A 26384-nucleotide genomic window follows, 5' to 3' on the forward strand; every position below is an offset into this window, starting at 1 on the left:
AATGCAATGCCAACCGGTGCCATTACTGAATATATGGATGTCGCGCAAGTCACGCTGTACGTCTTCTGGTTCTTCTTTGCGGGCCTAGTGTACTATCTCCATCGTGAAAACAAGCGTGAAGGCTACCCACTGGAGTCTGATCGTTCGCCCCACATCACGGTTCAGGGTTTCCCCCCCGCCCCCGGTCCCAAGCAGTTCTTGACCGCTGACGGTGGCGCCATCATCATCGCCAACGGCAACCCGGATACCCGTGAAGTTCACGCCAAGCCCTGCAATCCGTTCCCCGGTTCGCCGCTGGAGCCCACCGGCAACCCCATGATTGATGGTGTGGGTCCGGCCTCCTGGGCCCAGCGGGCTGATGAGCCTGATGTCACCATGGACGGCATTCCCCGTATCGTGCCCATGCGTATCACCAGCCACGGCTTTGGTGTGCCTTCCCGTGATCCCGATCCCCGCGGCATGCCCGTCTTCGCCGCTGACGGCAAGGTGGCCGGTACCGTGCGTGACATCTGGGTGGACCGTTCCGAGGCCATGCCCCGTTACCTGGAAGTGGAAGTCAGTTCCGACATCGCCAACCGCACCGTTCTGGTTCCCATGTTCCTGGCCAAAGTGGCCCGCGCTGCCAAGGCCAAGGCCGGTGCCGATCTGGGTGAGCGTATGATCGACGGTCGTCCCTTCGAGGTGCGCGTGGTGTCCGTGATGTCCCATCACTTCGCCGATGCCCCCCTGACCCGCAACGCCGAGTCTGTCACTCGCCTGGAAGAAGACCGCATCATGGCCTACTTTGGCGGTGGTCACTTCTACGCCTCCGAGGAACGCAGGGAAGCCTTCCTGTGAGTCACGACGACCACGCTCCTGAACCGATCCGTGGTCTGCCCGAGCTCCCCCCCGAGGGGGAGCACATTCTGTGGCAAGGCGTCCCCCTGTGGGGCGCCCTTGCCCGGCGGGCTTTCCATGTCAGAAAGGTCATGATTTATCTGGGCATCTTCCTGGCAGCCCGAGGCAGCTATACCCTGATGCAGGGCGGCGGTTTCGGTGCAGCCCTGGGCGATGTTGCCCTGTTTTTCACGCTTTCGGTGACGGCAGTTGCGCTGCTTTACCTGTTGGCCTGGGTGATGGCGCGGGCTACGGTCTATACCATCACCAACCGCCGGATTGTCATTCGTTTTGGTGTGGCCATCCAGATGTCGGTGAACCTGCCCTACCGGGTGATTCAGTCTGCCTCGGTCAAGCTTCACGGTGACGGTACCGGCGACATTCCCCTGGCATTGGAACCCCCTGAGCGGGTGTCCTACATGATCATGTGGCCCCATGTCCGTCCCTGGCGGCTGTTGACGCCTCAGCCCATGCTGCGCTGCATTCCCGACGCAGGTCGGGTTGCCGAACTGCTGGGCAAGGCCATCCAGGGGGAGTATGTGCCGGCTGATCCCAATGCCAGACCGGAACTCACCGGGATGCTGACCGGCGGCACCCCCGGAAGCAATGCAACCCATCAGACCTCATCGAGCCAGACCGCACCATGACCCAGCAACCGTCCAGCCAACGATCCATAACCCCATGGGTACTGGCGGGCGTGGGGGTGCTGGCAGTGATGCTGGCCGCCGGGGTGTATTACCTCGGCGCCAGCGCCACGGCCACCCGTTCCGCCCCCACCCAGGGCGATGCCTCTCCGGCTGATGCCACGCCGGTCACTGCCGTACACACCCTCAATCTGCGTACCGAAGACCGACCTGGTGGCTACCTGGCGGTACTGGACGCTTCAAACGACCGGGTGTTGCAGGTACTGGCCCCTTCCGAAGGGGGCTTCATGCGCACGGTGGTGCGTATCATTGCACTGGATCGTCGCACCGAAGCAGAAAAACGTGATCCTGCACCGCTGCTGCTTACCCGCTGGTCCAATGGTCATCTGACCCTGGAAGACCCCGCCACCGGCCTGCGCTACGAACTCAACGCCTTCGGCTCCACCAACGCCGCTGCATTCGGTCAGCTTCTGGACGCCGCCAGGGATTCCTGACCTCGGCCTCTTCACTTGCGCCCAAGGCCGCGAAACCGGGTAAACTGCTTCCGTGACACAGTTCGGCCTGCCAATGCTCTATGTGGTCTTTCTCTGGTGGTTTAGCACCGGAGCCATCATCTATCTGGACGGACTGCCCCGGCGTACCTATCGCTGGAGTATGCTGGGAGCCACTGTACTGAGCGCAGCAGCGCTTTATGGTCTGGCTGTCACCAGCAACGATGTGTCCGTGGCCGGAGCCTATATTGCCTTCACCTGCGCCATCCTGATCTGGGGCTGGGTGGAGATGAGTTTTCTCATGGGGCTGATCACCGGCTCCCGCCGCACCCGCTGCCCGGACAATGTCCACGGCGGGCGCCGCTTCCTTTATGCCATCCAGGCCATCATTCATCACGAACTGGCACTGCTGATCGGCGCCGCTGCCATCCTCTGGGTCACCTGGGGAGGGGCTAACCTCATGGGCCTGTACACCTTCCTTATCCTGTGGGTGATGCGCACCAGCACCAAGCTCAATGTTTTTTTAGGCGTGCGCAATCTCAATGAGGAATGGCTGCCCGACCATCTGCGCTACCTGGAAAGCTATTTCCGCAAGCGCCCCATGAATCTGCTGTTTCCGGTGTCCGTCACCCTCTCCACAGTGGCGGCAGTGTGGCTGGTACAGATGGCATTAAGTGATCAGGTGTCTGCCCATCAGGCCACCATGGCCACCTTTTTGGCCATTCTCATGATCCTGGCTATCCTGGAACACTGGTTTTTGGTGCTGCCGATGCCATCCCAGGCCCTGTGGAACTGGGCGCTGCATTCCCGTCAGTCCGAACCTCAGTTTCACCCCATCAGCCCCAGCATTCCGGCAGCCAACGATGCTGACAAGGATGCTCCCGACAGCGGACTGACCGCCAGTCCAACCCGATTTCGTTCATAGCTCAAAGATCCCAGATGACTTCCCACGCGCAGACCCCCGGCACCATTGGCCCCAACTCCATTACCCGTATGGCCCAGGCGTTATCTCTCCAGCAGGGGGACGCCGTTGCCGCCCGTATTTTCGAGGCCGCCGGCCTGGCCCATCATCTGGCCGCCCCCCCGGAACAGATGGTGGATGAAAAGGATGTCACGGCCCTGCATCAGGTGATCAGGGAACATCTGACCCCGGAGCAAGCCCAGGCGGTATGCAGGGAAGCAGGCCAACTGACCGCCGATTACCTGCTGGCCCACCGTATTCCCCGTCCCGTACAGATTCTGCTGCGGATCCTGCCTGCTGGCCCGGCTGCCCGGATATTGCTTGCCGCCATTGCCCGCAATGCCTGGACCTTTACCGGCAGCGGCCAGTTTGAGGTGCGCCATGGCCCGGACCTGACATTGCGGATCATTAACGGCCCCATCTGCAAGGCGGTGCGCGCAGATATGCCTGTATGTGACTATTACGCGGCCACCTTTGAACATCTGTTCCGAAAACTGGTCCATCCCGATACCCAGGTGCAGGAAACTGCCTGCGGCGCCATGGGGGCGCCTGTCTGCCTGTTTGAAGTACGCTGGTCAACGAAAACAGCAACCGAAAAGGCCCGGTAATGCGCCCAGTGTCAAGCATGTCAAGCCAGTGACCGGGGCCGTGCCCGCAGTATTTTTGCGCACATTTTATTGATAAAAAGGCGTTTTTCGGATCATTCCATGGCTCTCAAGCAATCCATGCTCAGCTCCAGTGCCCTGCGTGAACGCGCCAGACAAATTCTCAAGGATCGCAGCTTTGAAAATACCCTGTTCTCCCTCAAACAGGGGGAACTGGACATGGAGACCTTGCTGGAAGAGCTGCATATTTACCATGCCGAACTGCGGATTCAGCAAGAAGCCCTGCTGGACAGTCAGGAAGCCACGGAACTGGCCCTGAGCCGGTTCAGCCGGCTTTACCAGGAACTGCCACTGCCGGTGCTGCGTATTGATTGGTCCGGTTTTTTGCAGGATGCCAATACGGCGGCCCATCGCCTGCTGGCACTGAACCGACGCCTGTTCACTCAACTCTCGGAAGCCAAACATCGCAGCTTTCTGGAAAACGCCTTGGAGCGCGCCCGTCACGATGGCCGGGCAGACTGCCAAGGGGTGCGACTGCGGCGGGCGGATGGTCGGCCCCTGATTGCCGATGTGGCCCTGATCCGTATTCCCGAACCCGATGGTGCCCAGCCTGGCTTTATCTGCAGTGTGGTAGACCAGACCCTGCCTATCCAGCAACGGGACGCCCTGCTGGAATCCTATGCCCGGCTGCAGGACAGTGAGGACAACTACCGTATTCTTGCTGATTTTTCACCAGACTGGGACTTTTGGACCGGACCGGATGGGGAATTACGCTATATTTCCCCGGCCTGCGAACGAATCAGCGGCTATCGGGCGGAAGCCTTCATGGAAGATCCTGCCCTGATGGAACAAATCATCCATACCGATGACCTGGCCCGCTACCGTGACCACAAGGCCAGTTGCGGTCAGGCCGCCGGCACCACCCTCCCCACACCGCTGCGTCTGCGTATTCTCACCCGCTCTGGAGACATTCGCTGGATCGAACATATCTGCAATCCCGTGATCGACAGTCATGGCCGTTTTATGGGTCACCGGGGGATCAACCGGGACGTTTCCGAAGCCCAGCAGGCCCATCAGGCCCTGGAAGATCAGTTGCGTTTTCAGGCCATGCTGGCGGATATCTCCTCCTTGTTTGTGAACGTCCACATGGATCACCTGGGACTGGCCATGGTCCAGGCCCTGGAACAGATTGGTCGCTTCTTTGGGATGGCCCGTGGCCGGATTTTGGAATTTTGCCCGGACCAGACCTGTCTGGCCCTGACCCATCTGTGGTCGACCCCGGACCCGGATCAACGGGACGCAACCATGACAGACACGGTGCCGGTGACCCAATTGCCCTGGACGACCCACCGGATGCGGGCCAGGGAAATACTCACCCTGGAGCGAGGGCCAGGACAGCCCCCGGAACTGGCCAGAGAACATCAACTGCTCAGTCCCGACCATCCGGTATTGACCCGGCTGGTACCCATGGCCAGCAATGGAGATCTACTGGGTGTCCTGGTGCTGGATGCCTGGTCCGGGGAGACCAGAGACCATGATCCTGATTTACCTGCCCGAATGCGGGTGGTGGCAGAACATCTGGTCAGTTTGATGATACGCTGCCGGGTCCAAAAGGAACTCCAGGACAGCGAGGCCCGCTATCGCCATGTCTGTGCCGTAACCAACGATATTGCCTATTCCTGTCGGCGGGATGAACAGGGGCAATTCAAGCTGGAATGGATCACCGACTCCATTCAGGCGGTGACCGGCTACAGTGCCATGGAAATCCATGCCCAGGGATGCTGGGGCTTTTTGGTGCTGGAGGAAGATCAGGACACCTTCCGCCAGGAAATTCTCAATCTTGAGCCTGGTCGGGCCTCCCGCTGTGAACTGCGCCTGCGGTGCAAACTGGGTTCACCCCGGTGGGTCATGGCCACCACCGAATGCCTGCTGCCCTCCACCACATCATCCGGCCAGATCCAGCTCTATGGCGGGCTGGTGGATATCACCGACCGCAAGGCCCTGTCCGACCAGCTGAGCTATCTGGCCCACTATGATCCCCTGACCGGCCTACCCAAACGGGCCGTGATGCGGGAATCCATCCGTCAGGCCATGGGGGTTGCCCAACGCAAGGCAGACCACCTGGCCCTGTTGTCCATTGATGTGGACGATCTCAAACGGGTCAATGATTCTCTGGGACATGGGGCCGGTGATGAATTACTCAAAACCCTGGCCGACCGGCTACAGACCCTGATCGGCCCGGATGACGCCCTGGCTCGACTGGGGGGAGATCATTTTGTCATTCTGGCCACCCATCTGGCCAGAACCCAGGATGCGGTACAACTGGCCGAACGCATCCATCAGGCCATGGAAACCCCGCTGATCATTCAGGACCAAAATCTGGTGATCACCACCAGTACCGGTATTGCCCTGTTTCCGGACGATGCCGACAGCGTCGATGAACTGCTGCGGCGGGCAGACGCGGCCCTTTATCGGTGCAAGGCCGACGGTGGCCATGCCTACTGCTTCTTCACCGCCAGCATGAACAAGCAGCTCAGGGAAAATTTTCAGATGGAACAGGCCCTGCGCCGGGGACTGGGCCGGGATAATGAATTGCTGCTGCACTACCAACCCAGAGTGGACATGCATACCGGCCAGATTCTCAGTCTGGAGGCCCTGGCACGCTGGGTACACCCGGATCTGGGCCTGCTGCCCCCCGCCCGTTTTATCCCCATTGCAGAAAGTAGCGGCCTGATCCTTAATCTTGGCCCTCTGGTGTTACGCCAGGTCTGCCAGCAGATTCTGCACTGGCGGGAAGCCGGCATCACCCCGGTGCCAGTGGCCATCAACCTGACCACCCAGGAACTGTACAAGCACAATCTGGTACAGGACATCCAAAAAACCCTGGATACCTTTCAGATCGACCCTGGGTTGCTGGAGTTTGAGATCACCGAAAGCACAGCCATGCGATCCATGGAGGATGCCATTGCCATCCTGGCAAGGATGCGGGCTGCCGGGTTCAAGTTATCCCTGGATGATTTTGGCACAGGCTACGCCTCCATGAGCTATCTCAGCCACCTGCCCGTCCACGGTATCAAGATCGACCAGTCTTTCATCACAAATCTGGACCAGGACAACGAGCATTGCGGACAGGCGGCCACCATCGTCAAGGCCATGATCGGGCTGGGGCTCAACCTGGACCTGGAAGTGGTGGCGGAAGGGGTGGAAACCCTGCACCAGCAGCAATTTTTGCTCGACCATCAATGTGTACGGGGACAGGGCTTTCTGTTCAGTCATCCCCGCCCCCCTGAGGACATTGAACCCTTGCTGCACACATCCGCCCGGTTACTGCCCCAGGCAGAACAGCAGGATCAGCAACGCCCGTAGAGGGTCAGCATCCGGTGCATGTCCTCCGCCAGCCCCGGAGGCACCTGATGCCAGTCAAAACGCCAAGACCAGTTGCTGCCCTCACAGGTACCTGGCACGTTCATGCGATGGCGTCCGTCCAGGGCCAGAATATCCTGCATGGGCAATATGGCCAGCCTGGCCACCGAGGCCAGGGCGCAGCGTACCAGTGGCCAGGGCATGGCTTCGGTGGGATGCCCCAGATATTCCATCACCTGGGCACGCAGGCCTTCATCACAATCGTTGAACCAGCCCAATGTGGTGTCATTGTCATGGGTGCCTGTATAGACCACCGCATTATCCCTGTGCCGGTGAGGCAGATAGGGGTTGGTGTTGCCGCCAGTGAAGGCAAATTGCAAAATCTTCATGCCCGGTAGACCGTTATCATCACGCAATGCTTCTACCGCCGGTGTGATCACCCCCAAATCCTCTGCCACCAAAGGCAAGGCACCAAAACGCGCTTTCAGGGCAGCAAACAAGTCCCGACCCGGCGCCGGCACCCAATGGCCGTTGATGGCTGTTGCCTCGTCGGCGGGAATGGACCAGTAGGCTTCAAAGCCACGGAAATGATCAATCCGAATCAGATCCACCATCTCCAGGGCCGCCCCAAGGCGCTCGATCCACCAGGCAAAGCCGTCGGCTGCCATGTTGTCCCAGCGATAGTGAGGATTGCCCCAGCGCTGGCCGGTGGCGGAGAAATAATCGGGCGGCACGCCGGCCACATGATTGGGATGCCCCTGGTCATTGAGATCGAACAATGACCGATGGGACCAGACATCGGCACTGTCACAGGCGACAAAAATCGGCATATCGCCGAACAGCAGGATGCCCCGCTGATTGGCGTACTGTTTCACCGCGTGCCATTGCTCATGGAACAAAAACTGTTCAAAACGATACTGCTCCAGATCATCCGCCAGTTGGCGACGAGCCGCTGCCAGCGCCTGAGGCTCCCGGTCACGCAGGGGCACGGGCCAGTCCCACCAGGGTGCCCGATCATGGGTCGCTTTGAGCCCCAGGTACAGGACATAGTCTTCCAGCCAGCTTTGGTGGGTTGTCTTGAACGCCGTAAATGCTGCCTGGGCTGCGGTATCGGCCTGATGTTGAAAGCCACGCCAGGCAGCCTGCAGAACCGGGCTGGAAAAGGGATCACGCTGGCCCGATTCCACCAGATTCGACGCTTCTGCATCCAGCCATCCCTGCTGGCGCAGGGTGTTCAGGCAAATCAGCCCCGTATGGCCGGCATGGACCGACATGCATTGATAAGGGGAGCCGCCCTCATGGGGCTGATTCAGCGGCAAAACCTGCCAAACCGTAAAACCACAGGCCGCCAGAAAATCGATAAAGCGGTGAGCTTCGTTGCCCAGGGCACCCTCAGGGGCACAGCCCGGCAACGAGGTAGGATGCAACAGGATACCGGCTCGGCGTCGATCCAGGGACGAACGGACTTCGGGAACGTGTTCAGACACCTCGCCTCCATTTACTCAGATTTCCGGCCAGGGCGCATCACGCCTCCGGCTGCCGGTTCGCCCTGACCTTGGCTTACAGCATGGGACAGTTCATCGGGCACTGGCAAGTCCATCAGTCGGTACAGATGGCTCATGTGCTGTCGATACAGATGCTCAAACAGCCCCACTGCCGTGGCAGCATTGTAATCTCCAAACCACCAGCACCAGTCCGATCCTTCGCAAATCGCCAGTTGATCCAGCACCTCATCGGTTTGTTCCGGGGTCAGACGACCTTCTGCCAGCACCCGATCCACCTGCTGCTTGGCCCGAATGAGCATCTCCCAGCCCCGATTCTTGTCGCTGGAACCGATCCAGGTTTCAAAGTTACCATAGACCCAGCTTCCGGCCACCATCTGCGGCAATATGGTCGGGGTTCGACCATCGGCCAGTACGTCGCTAAAGGTGGTCAGTTCAATCGTCGGGTGGTCTACCAGCGCCTGATACAGGGCCGATAAAAAGTAAAAACCATTATTGGGATAATATTCCCAGGCATTTTCCCCATCGAGAATCACAGACACCACCGGCGGCGGCGCGCCTGGCGGATGGGTCTTGGCCAGTTGGGCGGCAATCTGTTCCAATTGATGTACAAAATCTCCAGCCGCATCATCTCCATACCAGTCGGCATAGCGAAAACCAATGGCATCAGAGAGGCTGTCATCCCGGAAAAACACCGCTGGCGAACCGCTGTGCAGACGATAGGGGCGATAGAGCCAGGATCGATCCGGGTCCGGGGGCTGATCTGACGCCGCCGTCAGGGAATTGAGCAAGACCCCCTCACCAGAAGCGGTCCAGCCGATATGTTCTTCGGCCAGCACATTCAAGGTCGCCTCGCTCAAACTGCCCTCGGAAGGCCAGCAACCGGCAGGTTGGCAGCCAAAATGGGACTCAAACACCGCCCGCCCTCGGGCCAGATGCCAGCAGACCCGATCGGCTCCCCCCGGATAGGCCGGCGCATCGGGCAGGGCCATGGTAGGCACCGCTTCCCGGGCCGACTGCAAATCCAGCATCAGGGGCATGATGGGATGGGCATAGGGGGTAAAGGACAACTCCACCTGGCCATTTCGCGCCAAACGCCGATAGCGGGGAATCAGATCCGTCAACAACTCACCGATCAGGGTCAGGAGGGATCGGCGCTGATTGAAGGTAAAATCCCGCCCCTGGGCCATCAGTGACCCGATGCGGGGATCGGTGCGGCGTACCGTCTCTCCCATCCAGACCAGGTGATACCAGGTGACCAGATCAAAAAAGAAATGATCTCCCAGATAAGTCACCGCTTCGGGATTCTGGCGCAGCCAGGGCGCCATATCCACCAGCCGCCGATAATCCTCATGGGGTTCCACCAGCCGCTGACGATTGGCCCGCACACAGGCTTCCACCTGCTGCATGCGTTCACTGGCATCCGTTGGCGGTACCTGAGCGCCCAGTAGCGCCAGCAACGGATCACGCAACGGTTCATCCCGTTCTAGGAAGGCTGTCACCTGGGCGGCATAATCGTTGATCTGCTCCAGCAGAATCGGCGCAAAGTTCACCACACAGCGGGCCTGGGGCTGAGCCTCCAGATGGGCCGCCATATCCACATAATCCTTGATGGCATGCAGGTAGGTCCAGGGCAGCAGATGTTTCCCGGTGCCGGCCTCCCGGTATTCGGGCTGGTGCATGTGCCAGCATAGCACCAGCTTGAGGGGTACAGCAGGAGGCGGGGATGTATCAGCCGACATGACGTTCTACAGCTCCGAGCATTTCAGGCGTGACCACGGTGACACCACCCTCGGACACATGGAAGCGACGGGCATCTGCAACCGGGTCTTCACCGATCACCATGCCTTCGGGAATCCGGCAGCCCTTGTCAATGACTGCCTTGTGAATACGGCAATTCCGGCCAATCTCCACATCAGGCAGAATCACCGAATCGGTGATGGTACTGTAGGAGTGGACCACCACATTGGAAAACAGCAGGGAATGGCGAATCAACGCCCCGGAAATGATACAGCCCCCGGAAACCATGGAATCCACCGCCATACCCCGACGGTGGTCATCATCGAATACAAACTTGGCCGGCGGCAGCTGTTCCTGGTAGGTCCAAATGGGCCAGTCCATATCATAGAGGTTCAGTTCCGGTGTCACCCCGATCAGTTCCAGGTTGGCCTGCCAGTAGGAATCGATGGTACCCACATCACGCCAGTAGGCCTGGGAGCCGGTCTGCACGTCGCGGAATGGATAGGCAATCACCTGATGGGATTCGATCACGGCAGGGATGATGTCCTTGCCAAAATCGTGGCTGGAGCCGGGGGTATTGGCGTCCCGGGTCAATTGATCGAACAAAAACCGGGTGCTGAAGACGTAGATTCCCATGGAAGCCAGAGCCCGGTCAGGTTGATCGGGAATGCCTCGGGGCTGTTGGGGCTTTTCTGCAAACTCCCGTATCCGTCCGGCCTCATCCACGGCCATCACCCCAAAGCTTCGGGCGGTCTCCAGATCCACTTCCAGGCAGCCTACCGTCATATCGGCACCAGATTCCACATGATGGGCAATCATGTCACCATAATCCATTTTATAGATATGATCGCCAGCCAGAATCAGCACATAGCCTGGATCATGGTCACGGATGATATCCAGATTCTGATACACCGCATCTGCCGTCCCCTCATACCAGGAGGTCTCGATGCGCTGCTGGGCCGGCAGCAGTTCCACGAATTCACCAAACTCCCCGCGTAAAAACCCCCACCCCCGCTGGATGTGCTGGATCAGGGAATGGGATTTGTACTGGGTGAGCACCCCAACCTGCCGGATCCCCGAATTGATGCAATTGGACAGGGGAAAGTCGATGATCCGGAACTTGCCGCCAAAAGGCACAGCCGGTTTGGCCCGCCATTGGGTCAGCTGCTTGAGGCGGGATCCACGTCCTCCGGCAAGGATCAAAGCCAAGGTATCGCGGGTGATGCGACTGACGAAGCGTTGAGATTGTGGTTTCATATCATCAAATATCCTTGTCCCGGTTTTAACTCTAATACAACATTTCCGCAGCCACGGAAAGTGAAGCCAAACTGCATTGTCAGCCACGGAACCTTTTATGCCCACATCGTACAACGACCATCTCAAGCGCATCCTTGACTCACGGCACCACGACCCGTTCGCCTTCCTGGGCCGCCACATGGAGGGCGGGCAATGTGTGGTACGCGCCCTGCTGCCCTTCGCCAGGGAAGCGGACATCGTGGACGCTGGCGCCACCATGAAGGCTGTGGGCAAACAGGGGCTATTTGAGTGGCGTGGCCCCAGGGATGCCCTGCCCACACACTACCGCATCCGATGGACCGATGACCATGGCCATACGGAGATTGCCCATGATCCCTACAGTTTTGCCCCCCAGGTGGCGGATTTTGACATTCATCTGTTCAACGAAGGCCGTCACTGGCATGCCTACCGCTTCCTGGGCGCCCATCCCCATCAGGTGGACGGCATTGATGGCGTCAGGTTCGCTGTCTGGGCACCGGCGGCAGAACGGGTATCGGTGGTGGGTGACTTCAACCGCTGGGATGGCCGTTGCCACACCATGCGGGTGCGAGGCGGCAGCGGCATCTGGGAACTGTTCATCCCCGGCCTGCAACCGGGAACCCTCTACAAGTACGAAATCCGTAATCGGGACAGTGGCGCCATTTTGCTCAAGGCCGACCCTTACGGTCAGCGTTTTGAACTGCGGCCCCGTACCGCAACGGTGGTCAACGCCCCCACCGAATTTGCATGGTCTGACCAGGACTGGATGGCCCGGCGTCACAGCCAGGACTGGCTACACCAGCCCATGTCCGTCTACGAGGTGCATCTGGGATCCTGGCGCCGTGATGAGGATGGCCATTTTCTCAACTATCGGCAACTGGCACGGGAACTGGTGGCCTATGTCACCCGCATGGGGTTCACCCATGTGGAACTGCTGCCCATCACCGAACACCCCTATGATGGGTCCTGGGGCTACCAGACCACCGGTTACCATGCCCCCACCAGCCGGTTTGGCACACCGGATGATTTTCGCTATTTCGTCAATCTTTGTCACACCCACGGCATCGGTGTCCTGCTGGACTGGGCGCCGGGACACTTTCCCAAGGATGCTCACGGCTTGGCCCGTTTCGACGGTAGCGCCCTGTACGAGCATGAAGACCCCCGCCTGGGAGAACACCGGGACTGGGGCACCCTGATCTTCAATTATGGCCGCAACGAAGTGAAGAACTTCCTCGTCTCCAGCGCCATGTACTGGGTGGAAGAGTTTCATATTGACGGTCTGCGGGTGGATGCGGTGGCCTCCATGCTTTACCTGGACTATTCCAGGGAGCCTGGCGACTGGGTGCCCAACAAATTCGGTGGTAACGAGAACCTGGACGCCATTGATTTTCTCCGGGAACTCAACACCACGGTCCAGGGGCGGCATCCTGGGGTATTGATCATTGCCGAGGAATCCACCTCCTGGCCCCAGGTCACCCGCCCCACCTGGCTGGGCGGGCTGGGTTTTGCCATGAAATGGAATATGGGCTGGATGAATGACACCCTGGAATATTTCAGCAAAGACCCCATCCACCGCCATTACCATCACGACCGGCTCACCTTTGGCCTGCTCTACGCTTTTACCGAGAATTTCGTCCTGCCCTTTTCCCATGACGAGGTGGTACATGGCAAACGGTCCCTGCTTTACCGGATGCCCGGTGATGAATGGCAGCGTTTTGCCAATCTGCGTCTGCTTTACACCCTCATGTGGAGCTATCCGGGCAAAAAACTCCTGTTCATGGGCTGCGAGATCGGTCAGGGCAACGAGTGGGACGCGGCCAGGGAAATGGAATGGTATCTGCTCCAGTATCCCCATCACGAGGGGGTTCAGCGTCTGGTGGCCGACCTCAACCGTCTGTACCGGAGGCAACCGGCCCTGCACCGGTTCGATTTTGAATGGCAGGGGTTTGAATGGATCGACTGTCACGATGCGGCCCAGTCGGTGCTGAGCTATCTGCGCAAGGCTGACAACGATGAAGAAAGCATTCTGGGCGTGCTCAATTTCACCCCCGTACCCAGGGAGGGTTATCGTATCGGCGTACCGGCGCCGGGTTGTTATCAGGAAATCTTCAACTCCGATTCCCACCATTATGGCGGCAGCAATCTGGGCAATCTGACCGTGGAGGCCGAACCCATTCCCTGGATGGGGAAACCCTGCTCCGTGGTGCTCACCCTGCCGCCACTGGCGGGCATCTTGCTCCAACGCACCGGGGATTGACCCGGCGCCCCTCTGGTGACAGCACAGGCCCTGGAGTATACTTTTACCCTGCGGGGCGGTAGCTCAGTTGGGAGAGCGCAGCAATCGCACTGCTGAGGTCGTGGGTTCGACTCCCATCCGCTCCACCATCAAAACAAAAAGGTCCATCCGAATCAGCAAGTTACGGATGGACCTTTTTTTGTCCCCCCCCATCAATCCCGACACCCCCCATGTCGTCACTGCCAGTTGGGGTACCCATCCGGCAAAAACAACGCCCTGCTCAAATAAGGATCAACTTATCCTCTCCGGTGCCGATAAGGTGGTCATAAGCGGTCTTGAAGCGTGGTTGCCCATGCTCTACCAGGCCCTTGACTGGGCAGCGCTTCACGACCCGGTAAACTGAGAAAGCCCACACTTTTTTTCGGCGGTTGCAATACCGCAGCCGCAATTCCTCCTGCGATTGAGATCGCGGGTTTACTTGCGGAGGTTCTATGAACACCAAATCCGAGAGCTTGATGCGCCTTGTGGCCTTGACCCGCGAAAACAAGGACATCGGTGTCATTCTGGCAGAGTACGTGCGAAAGAAGTACAAGGTTGCCGATGTCTCCGCCTTCATTTCCGGTGACATTGAAGGGGTTGCGGACAAAAATGCCCTGTATGACCAGTGGGCAGACTGGATCGAAAATGGGGACTTTGACCGATTCATCGTGGCGGAAGAAGCCCCTGCCCCCAAGGCCGAAGCGCCCCCGGAACCAGAAGCGCCTCTGGAAATGGTGGATGAGGCCATGCTTGGAGGGCAGGCTCCCCAGGCCCAGCCTCCCGTTGAAGATGCCCAGAACCCGGCTCTGGATGAATTGATGCAACAGGCGGGTGATCTGCCGGACCCAGAACCCACCCCGGTCATTGAAGAAGCCCTGGCAGAACCGGAGCCAATGATTGCCGAAACCGCAGATGCTCCAGCGGCATCAGCGGATACCGAAGCTGGTTTCATGGCAGAGGAAGATGCCATGGCGGCCATGATGGAAGAAAGTATCGCCGAACCCACGGAAACCGAGCCAAAAACTGAAGCGGCAGCAGAGCCGGAACCAGAGCCAGAACCGGAACCGGAGCCAGAACCGGAGCCAGAACCGGAGCCAGAGCCAGAGCCAGAGCCGGAGCCGGAGCCGGAGCCGGAGCCAGAACCAGAACCAGAGCCAGAGCCAGAGCCAGAACCAGAACCAGAGCCAGAACCAGAACCAGAACCAGAACCAGAACCAGAACCAGAGCCAGAGCCAGAGCCAGAGCCAGAGCCAGAGCCAGAGCCAGAGCCAGAACCAGAACCAGAGCCAGAACCAGAACCAGAGCCAGAACCAGAACCAGAGCCAGAACCAGAGCCGGAACTGAAATCAGAAGATGACATGACAACCGAGGACACCATGACAGAGGAAATGCCTGAAGTGCCCATGACGGAAGAATCAGAATCCCCAGCCCCGATCACCGAATCCGGCACCGTGGATGCCGCCATCCGCGCCCTGATTCAGGCCGAAATGGCAGCCCTGCACCGACAGGAATCCACAGCCTCACCGGTCTCTGAGGAACGTATTCGGGAAATCATCCGGGAAGAAATCCGGGCCACTTTCAAATCAATGTTTTCCTGATCAGTTGCGCGGCAAACCTCGCCCTTCAGGGCGAGGAACCATGGCTTGCGGCGAGGGAACCCCTCTTGAGGGGATTCCCTCAGCGCCGCTATACTGGCCAGATTTGAACCGACCGGAACACGGCGTAAATTCCCCGGATCTGGCTGTGGGCAGGCTCAACGGCTTAAAGGACTGAACATTTCTCATGCCCTCGCGCAAAGGCATTATTCTCGCAGGCGGGTCCGGCACACGCCTGTATCCGGCAACATTGGCAGTCTCCAAGCAGCTGTTGCCCATTTACGACAAACCCATGATTTACTACCCGCTCACCACCCTGATGCTGGCGGGTATCCGGGATATCCTGATTATCTCCACACCCCAGGATACTCCGCGCTTCCAACAGCTTCTGGGCAACGGAAATCAATGGGGCATACGGCTGGAATATGCCATACAGCCCAGCCCGGATGGACTGGCACAGGCGTTTCTCATTGGCGAATCATTCATCGGCCATGACAATGTGGCTCTGATTCTCGGTGACAATATTTTCTACGGCCACGACCTGCACAAACGTCTGGAACAGGCCCACGACCAAATCAGCGGCGCCACGGTCTTTGCCTATCATGTCCAGGACCCACAACGCTATGGCGTGGTCGCATTTGATGCCCAGGGACGCGCCACACATCTGGAAGAGAAACCCGCCGTTCCAAAATCCAGTTATGCCGTGACCGGACTTTATTTTTATGATAACAAAGTCATCGATATTGCACGGTCCATCCGGCCATCAGCCCGGGGTGAACTGGAAATCACTGATGTCAACACACATTACCTGCAACAGGATTCCCTGCGGGTAGAAGTGATGGGACGAGGTTACGCCTGGCTGGATACGGGAACCCACGATTCCCTGCTGGAGGCTGGCCAGTTCATTCAGACCATCGAGCAGCGACAGGGTCTGAAAGTGGCCTGCCCGGAAGAGCTGGCCTACCGTAATGGCTGGATCGACGCCAGGCAAATGGAAAAACTGGCCCAGCCACTGATAAAAAATGGCTACGGACAGTATCTTCTCGGGCTTTTGGAAGAACAGGTATTTTGATGCAGGCGCAAAGACTGGCCATTCCCGATGTGGTGCTGCTGTCTCCCAAGGTATTTGGAGATGACAGGGGTTTTTTCTTTGAAAGTTTCAACGCCAATGGGTTCAAGGCAGCGACGGGACTGACCCCTTCCTTTGTGCAGGATAATCACTCCCGGTCTGTCAGGGGTGTGCTTCGAGGCCTGCATTACCAACTGCCGCCCCATGCACAGGGCAAGCTGGTGCGTGTCATTCAAGGAGAAGTCTTTGATGTTGCCGTCGATATCCGCCGGTGTTCCCCCAGTTATGGTCAATGGGTCGGCGCACGGCTGAGCGCCGATAACAAACAGCAGCTCTGGATACCACCCGGGTTTGCCCATGGTTTTATGACGCTGAGCGACACTGCAGAATTTCTTTACAAGACCACAGATTTCTATGCGCCGGACCATGAGCGGTGCATCGCCTGGAATGATCCTGATATTGGCATTCAGTGGCCCGGTGAAGAAGAACCCAGGTTATCGGGAAAAGACCAGCAAGGTCTGCCACTCTCGCAGGCAGAGGTTTTTTAACGCTGCACCCCCTTGTTGCCCCAATCTGGCCGGCTCTGCCAGGTGCCCATCCAGATCAACCGGTAACCGCTCGCTCACGGTGGCGCAAACCAATCAGGGCCGCATGACGGATACTCTGCAGCAAGGCCTGACGGCCAGTGCCGGTACAGGGAATCCAGGGGCGGGGCGGGTCGTTGAGGGCTTCCCGCAGCACCCGGCCCAGGGTAGTACGCATCATGGTCATCAATACGACAGCGTCGGCTTCCGCCGCCTGACGCTTGAGGTGACTCACCTCACGCCCCCAGTTGGAAGACCAGCCGGTATGACGAAAGGTCACCTGAACCCCTGGCCATTGATCGGTGATTTCCCGAACCAGGTCGTCACTGTAACGGGCCTGAATTTCATTCCCCCCCACAAACAATACGGTCAGGTCCACACCTGCTGCCAGTTGCTCCTGCAACGCGGTATCCTCGTCATGGTCTGCTTCCACCACGGGTAAGTGCAAATCGGCATATTGAGCCGAGGCCGCGCCATATTCATCGAACAACGCCAGGGTCTGGGCCGCTTCCAGGGGCCGGATGTCCCGCAGGGCAAAAAACAGGGTGCGCAACTGGGCAAAGGCTTCCGGATCCCGCCCCAGACGCCGGTACAGCCGAAAACGGGCCCGTAGAATATCCGTTTCCGACCAGGCCGGGTCCAGCCGGGCCGGATCGGCCAATTGGTCCAGCATGGGTTCGCAAAAACGGGAATCCTCATGGGCCAGATGTTCCATACCATCAAGCCCTTCCTGGGCCACCGCCACCCGACCTGCCACCAGGGCCGCAGCCACCAGCAGGGACCAACGTTCCCATTGCATCTGCCGCGAGATCTCCCCCCCACGGCGACACAGATGCTGCAATGCTTCCAGCAGGCAGGGGGAACGGGCCAACCATTCCGGGCGACCAATCAGTGGCAAAACCGCTGATCCATGATGGTGCCAAAGGGATTCCGCCAGTTCTGCCGCCAGGGCCGGGTCCACCAGATCGGCAGATTCCAGCAGCCGTTGCACCATACGATCCGGCCAGCGGGTGGAGCCGGACCGGGCAAGCATGTGCCAGGTCTCCAGGGCCGCCTGGGCCGAGGCGGCGTCCAGGCGAGCCATCATCAGTACCGCCTGAATGAAATGACACCGTTCCAGTAACAGGGGACGCGCCGGGTCCGGTGGATCAGTGGCGGTCATCATGCCAATCAGGGCCGCATTGACATGGACCAAAGCCTGCTCTCGGGCATCATCGGTACTGTCGTGTTCCAGCCAGTGCAAAAATCCCTGTATTCCCAGGGCATGATGGGCACCCAACGCCATCTGACCAAAACGGGACACCGCATCGGCAAAATAACGTTCCCCCTGGCGAATCTGTGCCAGTAAAGCCTGTGCCCGATCCGAAGTCTCCGGCAGCACCAGTTCCGTCAGGGAACGAAAACCGCCCAGCACCAGCCCCATGTCGGCATACAAACGGGGAGAGATCAGCCGGTCTTCGGCAATCAGTCTGGCAAAGGCTTCCCTGGCACCGGAAAAATGCCCCTGACACTGCAAAGCCTGCCCCAAACGGCGGCTCATACGGGCTTCCAGGTGATCACGGTCAGCGGGGTCCAGGGTGATATGGGGCAGCCCTTCCCTGAGTTCTGCCAACAGCACATTGGCAATGGCCCCATTACCCTCCCGCAGGGCATCGGTGGCAGATTGCAGGATCAAGGTGGCTGTGGCCGGGGTGAGGTGGCGCCGCTGGCCCCGCAACAACCGGGTGGCTTCATTTTGAAATCCCTGGGTGAGTAAATAGGCATGTACCTCCCCCAGCAGACAGGCGCCGGCGCCGCCGGGGGTGGAAGATGCCGCCCGAAAAATGGCGGCGTAACGGTGCAGGGCGTCCCGGACTGCATCGTGATCGTGCTGGCGCACATGACCACTGAGCAGCCCTGCCAGATACCATTGACGGCGTTCCTCGTTCATCTCCGGGCGACTCATGTCGGGCCGACGCTCCGGCAGCAGGGCATCAAGAAACCCCAGATGAAAGTAACTGCGCTGACGCCCCGTATCCAGGGCATGTACCGATTCCACCAGATCCACTAACTCATCGGGAGTCAAGGCCCGATCTTCCTGGGCCAGGGTAGCGATGATCTGTTCCATCACCACCCGATCCAGCTGGGTGAATTCTTCGGAAATATCCAGGGCGGTCCGTTCCGGGGGCGCTACCACAGGGGGGGGGGTCTGATTCTGGGCCGCCGTGGTCATGGCCTGGTCCAGGCCCGGCAACAGGGGCATCAGGAACTGCCACAGATCCGGGTCCATCAGGGTCAGGACATGAAAATAGATGCCCACTTCCATGACCCCGAACTCCTCCACCAGAGTCTCCTGAATCCTGGCTGGGTCAGGGGGCGGAACGATCTTGTCATCCCCGCCCACCACAAAGCCCCGGTCGTCGTGGGGAATGTCACACAGATCCAGAAAACGGCACATGATGGCGGTCTTGTAATCGGCAAAATACCCCAAAAACAACAGATTCCATTCTCTTGCCCCCAGGACCACCGGTACATGGGGCAACAGCACATCAGCCAGTTGATGGGGATTCATGCGGCGCAGGGTTTCGACACGAAATCCCTTGCGACGGGCCAGGGTATTGAGGGTGGCATCGCAAACCAGTTCCAGCCGGGCCGCCGGATCTCGCAACCGTTCCAGAAACGCCATGACCGCCCGGTGTCGGTCCGGGGGCAGCAGCCGGGTCCAGACCGCCTTCCAGTCATTGAGTCCCGCTTGGGGCGGAGGTGCGGTCACGGTTCGGCTCATGATGCTGTTCCTTGGGGTGGCGGCGCTGACTGCAGGCCCTGCAACAGATCCGCCACCTGTGGCAGTCCCTGCTCCAGGGTCTGCTGATGATGGGGCATGGTGCCCAGAGTGCATTGAAGTGCCTCGGGTAACGCCCTGTAAATGGCCGTGAACTGGGCATCCAGAGGGGCGATACGCGCCAGGATCGACGCCGGCGACCGGTGGGGAATTTCGGTTTCGACGGTTGCAAGCACTGTTGCCGCTGGCACCGCACCGATGGTCAACAGATGGCCCTTGAGGGAATGGGCTGTGCGACACGCGCTGACCCTGTCCCCGGTTTCCAGATACTGATGCAGTTCCGCCAACCGGGGCGGCAACTCAGGCAGGATAATCAGCAGGGTGTCAATCAGCAACTCACCATCATCTCCCATCCGTTCCAGCACCGGCGCCAGATCAACAACGGGAGCGGCGGCCTGGGTATCGGACAGATTCCTGTCGGGAGCCACCGGAGGATCAACAGGCATCCTGGCATGCATCACCCGGTCGATGACCTGGGACAGCCCCTTGAGACTCACGGGCTTGAAAATATAGTCGTCCATCCCCGCTTCCAGCCCCTGCGCCCTGTATTCGTTGAGGGCATGGGCGGTCAACCCGATCACCGGCAATGTCCGGCAGGCATCTCCAGCCTCCCCGTCCCGAATCCGGCGGGTGGCTTCAAAACCGTTCATCCCCGGCATTTCCACATCCATCAGCACCAGGTCGGGGCAACTGCTGGCCAGACAGACAAAGGCAGCCTGGGCATGTTCGGCCACGGTAACCCGATGGCCCAGCCGGTTGAGCAGTTGTTCAGCCACCACCACATTGGCTGGCGTATCCTCCACCAGCAGGATATGCCAACCCTGGGCGGACGAGGATGACGGCACTGGAGACGGTGACGCAGAAAGGGGCGCCACCGCCTGGCCTGGGGGCATGGTCACGGTGAAGCGAAAAGTGCTGCCCACACCGGGCTGACTGTCCAGGCTGATCTGGCCCCCCATTTTTTCCACCAGCTGCCGCGTAATGGTCAGCCCCAGTCCAGTGCCGCCACGCTGTCGATTCGGCTGACCTTCCACCTGGGTGAAGGCCTGAAAAATGGCGTCCTGCTGTGCCACCGGAATACCTTCACCGGTATCAATCACGGCAAATGCCAACCGCAAACGGGTGTCGATTTGCCCCAGATATCGGGCTTCCAGACGCACATGACCCTGCCGGGTGAATTTGAGGGCGTTACCAATGAGATTGATCAGCACCTGGGTAAGCCGGTGCTCATCACCCCACAGATACCGTGGCAGATCCGGGGCCAGATCCAGTTGCAGTGCCAGACCTTTGTCTGCAGCAGGCACCTGCAAGGTTGCCATGACTTCTGTCAGGGTCTGATGCAGATCAAAATCCGCGGCCACCAGATCCATGCGGCCCGCCTCGATCTTGGACAGGTCCAGAATGTCGTTGATGATGGTCAGCAGATGCTGGGCGGAATGCTCAATAATATGGAGAAACTGACGGGGCTGGTCGGCGGTGGTGTTGAGCAGCACCAGTTCGGTCAATCCCAAAATGGCATTCATGGGGGTGCGAATTTCGTGACTCATCCGCGCCAGAAACTCGCTTTTGGCCTGATTGGCCGCTTCCGCCGCTTCCCGGGCAGTGATCAGTTGCCGTTCCATGGCCCGCAAGTCACTGATATCGGTGTAATACACCATGCCCCCAATCACCTCTCCGGCATCGTCGAAAATGGGTCCAGAGAAAATCTGCAAAGGCCGCCCCCCAAAACGGGCTTCCTCCTGGGGGGTGGAATAACGGACCACCGGACGACGGGTGCGAAAACACTCATCCAGGGCACATTGGGAACAGGGGGCTGACTCATCCCAGGCCATCTCGTAACAGGGTCGGTCCACCACCGTGGACAGGTCCAGATCAAACAGCTCCAACAGACCCTGGCTGGCACTGACAATGCGGTAATTTGCGTCGATGATGACAATATAGCCGGGAATATTTTCAAAAAAGGCCCGCAGCCGACTGGCGGCCTCGTTGAGTTCTGCCGTCCGCTGGGCCACCCGCTGTTCCAGTTGGGTATTTTGCCCGGAAATCACCCTGGCCTGGGCGTCGAGCCGCTGGAACTGATGGCGCAATTGCTGGGCCATGGCGGCAAAAGTCTGGTTCAGCAAATTGAATTCACGGATGGAGGTCTGTCCTGATGTGGGTTCCCAGTTGCCACCGGCCAGCCGATTCACATCCCTGCCCAGCCGTTCCAGGGGGGCGGCGATACGGGCCGCAATCATGCCTCCCAGCAACAGGGCCACCAACAGCACGGCCATGATCATGATCAGGGTGTCCCGGGTCTGCTCCTGAATGGTGCCGAGAAAATCCCGTTCCGTCACCACCACACCCAGTATCCAGTCCAGACCGGGGGCCGGGGCAAATGGCTTGGCCTGAAGCAACTGGCGCTCCCCATTCCAGTAAAAAGTCTGCAACACCTCATCACTGACACCCTGCAAACCACCGGGTTTGTCCTGTAGCAGCCGTGCCGCTGCCACCAGGGAGGGTAAACCCGAGTCTGATACCGGCAGGGGCAGAAAGCGCCCATCATCCTGTTCCTGAAAAAAACCACCCGCAGGTGCCCTGGAGGACGCCACCAGATGACCGTCCTTTTGGATCACGAAGATAAGGGCATCGGGGCTGAGTGTGATATGACTGAGAAAATCGTGGACCTGGGTGAGCATGTAATCCACCCCAAATACCCCCAGCAGGGTGCCGTCCTCATCCCGCAGGGGCTGGGAGGCGGTCAGGGCCAGATCATGGATCACAAAATGTCGATATATGGGGGTCCAGGTGGGGCCATCCGCCGCCACCCCGGCCTGATACCAGGGACGGGTCCGGGGATCAAATCCGGGATAAACCTGCTTGAGTGCCAGGGCATCCCCCAGGGCGTTGGTGGCAAAGTTGTGAGAATCGCCACCGGTCACCACACCGGCCCGCACCGCCTGAATGTCTCCATTTTTCATCCGGCGGGCGCCGTAGAACTCCCCGTCCACAGTACCGAAAAAGCTATAGGCCAGGGAGGGATGGGCACTCATGACGCCATGAAAATACCGTTGCATCCGGGTGGTGTCGTCCAGTTGCAACACCCCGGCCGCCAGGGCGCGGGCATTGTTTTCGTTGACGGCGGGGGGAATGCTCAGATATCCGGTCAAGCGATCCTCGACCCGGAGCAGTACATCGGTCCGCAACTGGCGGGCGATGTCGTCCACCGCCCGCCGGCCATCATGGATGGCCAACCAGGCCACCAGAACAGAGGCCATCACCGTCAACACCACCAGGGGCAGCGCGATCAGCAGGCGCAAGGACAAAACAGGTGTCCGAAGGCCCTGCCCTATCCGCCTGATACCTGACCTTAGCCCTATTGCCATGGGTTTGCCACCTGTTTGGTGCCCACCGCATGTTCAGTGAACCTGTCATCCGGCGGCGAAATCGTGATGCACCCGCTGACGCGCAATCCGCGGCAACTGTCCGCGTCATTTTAGCCGAAAGCCGTCAAAAGCCCCTAACGACAGTGGTCAATGCCGGATCAGGTGATCAAAGGCCCCCAGAGCTGCTTTGGCACCTTCACCCACCGCAATCACGATCTGCTTATAGGGCACCGTGGTCACATCTCCGGCAGCAAAAACACCAGGGACCGAGGTCATGCCACGGTCATCCACCTGAATTTCACCCCGCTGGGACAGGGCCACCGGCGACTCCTGGAGCCATTCAGCATTGGGAACCAGCCCGATTTGCACAAAAATTCCCTCCAGATCCAGCCGTTTGAGCGCATCCGTATCCCGGTCCTTGTAGGTCAGGCCGGTCACCTTGCTGCCGTCCCCGTTGACTTCCATGGTCTGGGCATGGGTGATGATGTCCACATTGGGCAAACTGCGCAGTTTCTTTTGCAACACCGCATCGGCCCGCAATTCAGTCATGAATTCGACCAATGTGACATGGGCCACCACCCCGGCCAGATCAATGGCCGCCTCCACGCCGGAATTACCGCCACCGATCACCGCCACCCGTTTGCCCTTGTACAGGGGACCATCGCAATGGGGGCAGTAGGCCACGCCTCTGGCCCGGTATTTTTGCTCACCGGGCACATTCATCTCCCGCCAGCGGGCGCCGGTGGCCAGAATCACCGTCTTGCTGCGTAACACCGCCCCGGAATCAAAATGTACCTGGTGCAGTCCGGCCTCCTCCTGGGCGGGCACCAGCTTGACAGCCCGCTGCAGGTTCATGATGTCTACCTCATATTCCCTGACATGGTTTTCCAGTGCCGCTGCCAGTTTGGGGCCTTCTGTATGGGGGACGGAGACGAAATTCTCGATGGCCATGGTATCGAGCACCTGACCCCCGAAACGCTCTGCAGCGACCCCGGTGCGAATACCCTTGCGGGCAGCATAGATGGCCGCAGCAGCGCCAGCGGGACCACCACCGACCACCAGCACATCAAAGGCCGCCTTGTCATTGAGCTTCTTTGCTTCCCGCTCTGCGGCACCCTTGTCGATTCGGGCCAGAATCTGCTCCAGACTCATTCGGCCCTGATCAAAGGGCTGGCCATTGAGGAAAATACTGGGCACAGACATCACTTCCCGGTGTTCAACCTCCTCCTGGAACAGGGCACCATCGATGGCCACATGATGCACATTCGGATTGATCACGGCCATCAGGTTCAAGGCCTGCACCACGTCGGGGCAGTTTTGACACGACAGGGAATAATAGGTCTCAAACCGGAACGTCCCTTCCAAAGACCGGATCTGCTCGATCACCTCGGGAGTGGCCTTGGGTGGATGCCCCCCCACCTGCAACAGTGCCAGCACCAGGGAAGTGAACTCATGGCCCATAGGCAAGCCGGCAAACACCACCCGTCCCTGCTGACCGGGACAGGCCAGGGCAAAAGAGGGCCGGCGGGCATCCTGTCCATCGGTGCGCAGGGAAATCTTGTCGCTCAAGGCGGTGATTTCCTCCAGCATCTCCAGAAGTTCGGTGGACTTTTGTCCCTCATCCAGGGTTGCCACAATCTCGAAAGGCTGGGTGACCTTTTCCAGATAACTTTTCAATTGATTCTGCAGATTGACGTCCAGCATGCCGAATGACCTCACAAAAAAATGCCCGGGACACCGCCCGGGCAAACACATAGGAGATTTGGGCAAATCAATGGGCGTGGGCGACCCGGATCAGATCTTGCCCACCAGATCCAGGGAAGGAGCCAGGGTTTTTTCCCCTTCCTTCCACTTGGCGGGGCAGACTTCGTTGGGATGAGCGGCCACATACTGAGCGGCCTTCACCTTGCGCAGCAGTTCTTCAGCATTGCGACCGATATTACCGGCATTGATCTCCACGATCTGGATCACCCCCTGGGGGTCCACCACGAAGGTACCACGCTCGGCCAGGCCGGCCTCCTCGATCAATACTTCGAAGTTACGGGAAATGGCCAGGGTGGGGTCCGCAATCATCGGGAACCGCAGCTTGTTGATGGTTTCAGAGCTGTCATGCCAGGCCTTGTGGGTGAAGTGGGTATCGGTAGAGACGCTGTAAATCTCCACGCCCAACTTCTGGAACTCGGCATAGTTGTCGGCCAGATCGCCCAGTTCGGTGGGGCATACGAAGGTGAAGTCAGCAGGATAGAAGAAGAACACCGACCACTTGCCCTTGATGCTCTCGTCGGTCACCTCGACGAATTCGCCATTGTGAAAGGCGGTGGCCTTGAAGGGCTTGACTGGGGTATTGATCAGGGACATGACAGGCTTCTCCAGGAGTTATGAATTAGACGCATTCCAAAAACGCGATGCCATCATACCCAGCCTTCCGGATTGATGCAATCACTCTTCGGCATAAAAAACCGTGGCTGTTGCCCAGGGCGAGGCTACACCTGCCCAAACAGGTGCCAGAGCAAAAAGCCGCCATAAACCCCCAGCAGCACCAGACTCAGGACCGTGATGGGACGCACCCCCTTCTGCTCTGGCACCGGCAGTCCCTGGGCCTGTAGACGTCGGTGCCACAACCAGCGTTTCAGGCGCCACCAGACAAATAGAATCAGAATCAGCAGGGTCAAAAACTTGAGCATGGCACGGGTAATCTCGCAATATTAGCAATGGGTGATATACTAAAAGCGTCATTTTCAACCCGGAGAGCAACGTATATGAAGCCCTTGAAGACTGGATTGATCGCCTTGGTGATGCTGCTGGCCCTGGCCCCTGTGGCCCATGTCGCCGCCGAAGACAATCAGGTGCTGGTGACCGTCAACAGCGGCGAGCCCCAAACCCAGGCCATGGCCATGATCCTGGCCCGCCAACTGGTGGAACGGGGCGCCACGGTGCAGATTCTGCTGTGTGACCAGGGGGGCGTGATGGGCACCAAGGCCTATGATGGCCCGGTGATGAATGGCCCCGATGCCAATGCCCAACAGATCATGCGTGGTGTGATGCAAGCCGGCGCCAAAGTGAGCGTCTGCGCCCTGTTCCTGCCCAACAGCGATTTCACTCAAGATGATCTCATTGATGGCGTGGCTGTGGCCACTCCGCCCCAGATGGGTGAATTCATGGCCCAGGGTACCCGCTTCTTGAATTTCTAACCCGCCGGGCTGATAATCCCGACAACA

The 26384-nt window shown here is 59.2% G+C and carries 19 protein-coding genes and 1 tRNA gene; 12 read left to right on the forward strand and 8 right to left on the reverse strand.

The genetic code is table 11. The annotated features are described in order from the left end of the window. Nucleotides 1-6: 6 nt before the first annotated feature. From puhA to BMX62_RS05945, 6 genes are all read left to right on the forward strand, one after another. Nucleotides 7-837: a photosynthetic reaction center subunit H gene (gene puhA / locus BMX62_RS05920; protein WP_090205825.1), complete on the forward strand. Its 831-nt coding sequence runs from the start codon at nt 7-9 to the stop codon at nt 835-837. Next, nucleotides 834-1523, forward strand: coding sequence for a photosynthetic complex putative assembly protein PuhB (gene puhB / locus BMX62_RS05925; RefSeq protein ID WP_090205828.1), 690 nt, complete (start codon nt 834-836; stop codon nt 1521-1523). The genes puhA and puhB overlap by 4 nt, the downstream gene beginning before the upstream one ends. Then, a complete protein-coding gene (puhC, locus tag BMX62_RS05930; RefSeq protein WP_090205830.1) occupies nt 1520-2014 on the forward strand; it encodes a photosynthetic complex assembly protein PuhC in 495 nt (164 codons plus the stop codon). The genes puhB and puhC overlap by 4 nt, the downstream gene beginning before the upstream one ends. A 52-nt stretch (nt 2015-2066) precedes the next feature. Next, a complete protein-coding gene (gene puhE / locus BMX62_RS05935; protein WP_090205834.1) occupies nt 2067-2936 on the forward strand; it encodes a putative photosynthetic complex assembly protein PuhE in 870 nt (289 codons plus the stop codon). A 14-nt stretch (nt 2937-2950) separates the two neighbouring features. Next, nucleotides 2951-3580, forward strand: a complete 630-nt coding sequence (bchJ, locus tag BMX62_RS05940) for a bacteriochlorophyll 4-vinyl reductase (protein ID WP_090205838.1) — start codon at nt 2951-2953, stop codon at nt 3578-3580. 99 nt (nt 3581-3679) lie between these two features. Continuing rightward, the gene (locus BMX62_RS05945) at nt 3680-6943 is read left to right on the forward strand and encodes a sensor domain-containing protein (protein ID WP_090205842.1); all 3264 of its coding nucleotides are present in this window, start codon (nt 3680-3682) and stop codon (nt 6941-6943) included. Here the strand turns inward: BMX62_RS05945 and malQ are convergent. The 3 genes from malQ to glgC are packed head-to-tail and all read right to left on the reverse strand — an operon-like array spanning nt 6928 to nt 11439. Then, nucleotides 6928-8427 carry a 4-alpha-glucanotransferase gene (gene malQ, locus BMX62_RS05950; RefSeq protein ID WP_090205846.1) on the reverse strand — a complete coding sequence of 500 codons (1500 nt, stop codon included), beginning with the start codon at nt 8425-8427 and terminating at the stop codon, nt 6928-6930. The genes BMX62_RS05945 and malQ overlap by 16 nt on opposite strands. Nucleotides 8428-8438: 11 nt before the next feature. Further along, the gene (locus tag BMX62_RS05955; protein WP_090205849.1) at nt 8439-10184 is read right to left on the reverse strand and encodes a glycoside hydrolase family 57 protein; all 1746 of its coding nucleotides are present in this window, start codon (nt 10182-10184) and stop codon (nt 8439-8441) included. After that, on the reverse strand, nt 10174-11439 hold the full coding sequence (glgC, locus tag BMX62_RS05960) for a glucose-1-phosphate adenylyltransferase (RefSeq protein ID WP_090205852.1): 1266 nt from the start codon (nt 11437-11439) through the stop codon (nt 10174-10176). The genes BMX62_RS05955 and glgC overlap by 11 nt, the downstream gene beginning before the upstream one ends. Before the next feature lie 97 nt (nt 11440-11536). Here glgC and glgB point away from each other — a divergent pair, with 97 nt between their 5' ends. The 5 genes from glgB (at nt 11537) to rfbC (ending at nt 16944) form a co-directional block, all read left to right on the forward strand. After that, nucleotides 11537-13714 carry a 1,4-alpha-glucan branching protein GlgB gene (gene glgB / locus BMX62_RS05965; RefSeq protein ID WP_090205857.1) on the forward strand — a complete coding sequence of 726 codons (2178 nt, stop codon included), beginning with the start codon at nt 11537-11539 and terminating at the stop codon, nt 13712-13714. Nucleotides 13715-13766: 52 nt separating this feature from the next. Further along, nucleotides 13767-13842 (forward strand) — tRNA-Ala (locus tag BMX62_RS05970). A gap of 342 nt (nt 13843-14184) precedes the next feature. Further along, a complete protein-coding gene (locus BMX62_RS13365) occupies nt 14185-15330 on the forward strand; it encodes a hypothetical protein (RefSeq protein ID WP_420795808.1) in 1146 nt (381 codons plus the stop codon). Nucleotides 15331-15514: 184 nt separating this feature from the next. Next, entirely contained in the window at nt 15515-16399 is an 885-nt protein-coding gene (gene rfbA, locus BMX62_RS05980) for a glucose-1-phosphate thymidylyltransferase RfbA (protein ID WP_090205860.1), read from the forward strand. Further along, the gene (gene rfbC, locus BMX62_RS05985) at nt 16399-16944 is read left to right on the forward strand and encodes a dTDP-4-dehydrorhamnose 3,5-epimerase (protein ID WP_090205863.1); all 546 of its coding nucleotides are present in this window, start codon (nt 16399-16401) and stop codon (nt 16942-16944) included. Before rfbA ends, rfbC begins: the two co-directional genes overlap by 1 nt. Before the next feature lie 55 nt (nt 16945-16999). On the opposite strand, the gene BMX62_RS05990 is transcribed toward rfbC, so the two are convergent. The 5 genes from BMX62_RS05990 to BMX62_RS06010 form a co-directional block, all read right to left on the reverse strand. Further along, on the reverse strand, nt 17000-19744 hold the full coding sequence (locus BMX62_RS05990; protein ID WP_090205866.1) for an ATP-binding protein: 2745 nt from the start codon (nt 19742-19744) through the stop codon (nt 17000-17002). After that, nucleotides 19741-23106: an ATP-binding protein gene (locus BMX62_RS05995; protein ID WP_162273508.1), complete on the reverse strand. Its 3366-nt coding sequence runs from the start codon at nt 23104-23106 to the stop codon at nt 19741-19743. Before BMX62_RS05995 ends, BMX62_RS05990 begins: the two co-directional genes overlap by 4 nt. 207 nt (nt 23107-23313) lie before the next feature. Beyond that, entirely contained in the window at nt 23314-24870 is a 1557-nt protein-coding gene (ahpF, locus tag BMX62_RS06000; RefSeq protein WP_090205873.1) for an alkyl hydroperoxide reductase subunit F, read from the reverse strand. A gap of 90 nt (nt 24871-24960) precedes the next feature. Beyond that, the gene (ahpC, locus tag BMX62_RS06005; RefSeq protein WP_090205876.1) at nt 24961-25524 is read right to left on the reverse strand and encodes an alkyl hydroperoxide reductase subunit C; all 564 of its coding nucleotides are present in this window, start codon (nt 25522-25524) and stop codon (nt 24961-24963) included. A gap of 125 nt (nt 25525-25649) precedes the next feature. Next, on the reverse strand, nt 25650-25850 hold the full coding sequence (locus tag BMX62_RS06010) for a hypothetical protein (protein ID WP_090205879.1): 201 nt from the start codon (nt 25848-25850) through the stop codon (nt 25650-25652). A 75-nt stretch (nt 25851-25925) separates the two neighbouring features. Here BMX62_RS06010 and BMX62_RS06015 point away from each other — a divergent pair, with 75 nt between their 5' ends. Then, entirely contained in the window at nt 25926-26357 is a 432-nt protein-coding gene (locus BMX62_RS06015) for a DsrE family protein (RefSeq protein WP_090205882.1), read from the forward strand. Nucleotides 26358-26384: the final 27 nt, after the last annotated feature.

The organism is Ectothiorhodospira magna (genome assembly GCF_900110965.1).
GTDB classification, from domain to species: domain Bacteria; phylum Pseudomonadota; class Gammaproteobacteria; order Ectothiorhodospirales; family Ectothiorhodospiraceae; genus Ectothiorhodospira; species Ectothiorhodospira magna.

Bases quoted from the DNA above. Each gene is read 5' to 3' on its own strand.
- puhA (WP_090205825.1), top strand. From the start codon at position 7: ATGCCAACCGGTGCCATTACTGAATATATGGATGTCGCGCAAGTCACG.
- puhC (WP_090205830.1), top strand. From the start codon at position 1,520: ATGACCCAGCAACCGTCCAGCCAACGATCCATAACCCCATGGGTACTG.
- bchJ (WP_090205838.1), top strand. From the start codon at position 2,951: ATGACTTCCCACGCGCAGACCCCCGGCACCATTGGCCCCAACTCCATT.
- BMX62_RS05945 (WP_090205842.1), top strand. From the start codon at position 3,680: ATGGCTCTCAAGCAATCCATGCTCAGCTCCAGTGCCCTGCGTGAACGC.
- BMX62_RS05955 (WP_090205849.1), bottom strand. From the start codon at position 10,184: ATGTCGGCTGATACATCCCCGCCTCCTGCTGTACCCCTCAAGCTGGTG.
- glgC (WP_090205852.1), bottom strand. From the start codon at position 11,439: ATGAAACCACAATCTCAACGCTTCGTCAGTCGCATCACCCGCGATACC.
- glgB (WP_090205857.1), top strand. From the start codon at position 11,537: ATGCCCACATCGTACAACGACCATCTCAAGCGCATCCTTGACTCACGG.
- BMX62_RS13365 (WP_420795808.1), top strand. From the start codon at position 14,185: ATGAACACCAAATCCGAGAGCTTGATGCGCCTTGTGGCCTTGACCCGC.
- rfbA (WP_090205860.1), top strand. From the start codon at position 15,515: ATGCCCTCGCGCAAAGGCATTATTCTCGCAGGCGGGTCCGGCACACGC.
- rfbC (WP_090205863.1), top strand. From the start codon at position 16,399: ATGCAGGCGCAAAGACTGGCCATTCCCGATGTGGTGCTGCTGTCTCCC.
- BMX62_RS05990 (WP_090205866.1), bottom strand. From the start codon at position 19,744: ATGAGCCGAACCGTGACCGCACCTCCGCCCCAAGCGGGACTCAATGAC.
- ahpF (WP_090205873.1), bottom strand. From the start codon at position 24,870: ATGCTGGACGTCAATCTGCAGAATCAATTGAAAAGTTATCTGGAAAAG.
- ahpC (WP_090205876.1), bottom strand. From the start codon at position 25,524: ATGTCCCTGATCAATACCCCAGTCAAGCCCTTCAAGGCCACCGCCTTT.
- BMX62_RS06010 (WP_090205879.1), bottom strand. From the start codon at position 25,850: ATGCTCAAGTTTTTGACCCTGCTGATTCTGATTCTATTTGTCTGGTGG.
- BMX62_RS06015 (WP_090205882.1), top strand. From the start codon at position 25,926: ATGAAGCCCTTGAAGACTGGATTGATCGCCTTGGTGATGCTGCTGGCC.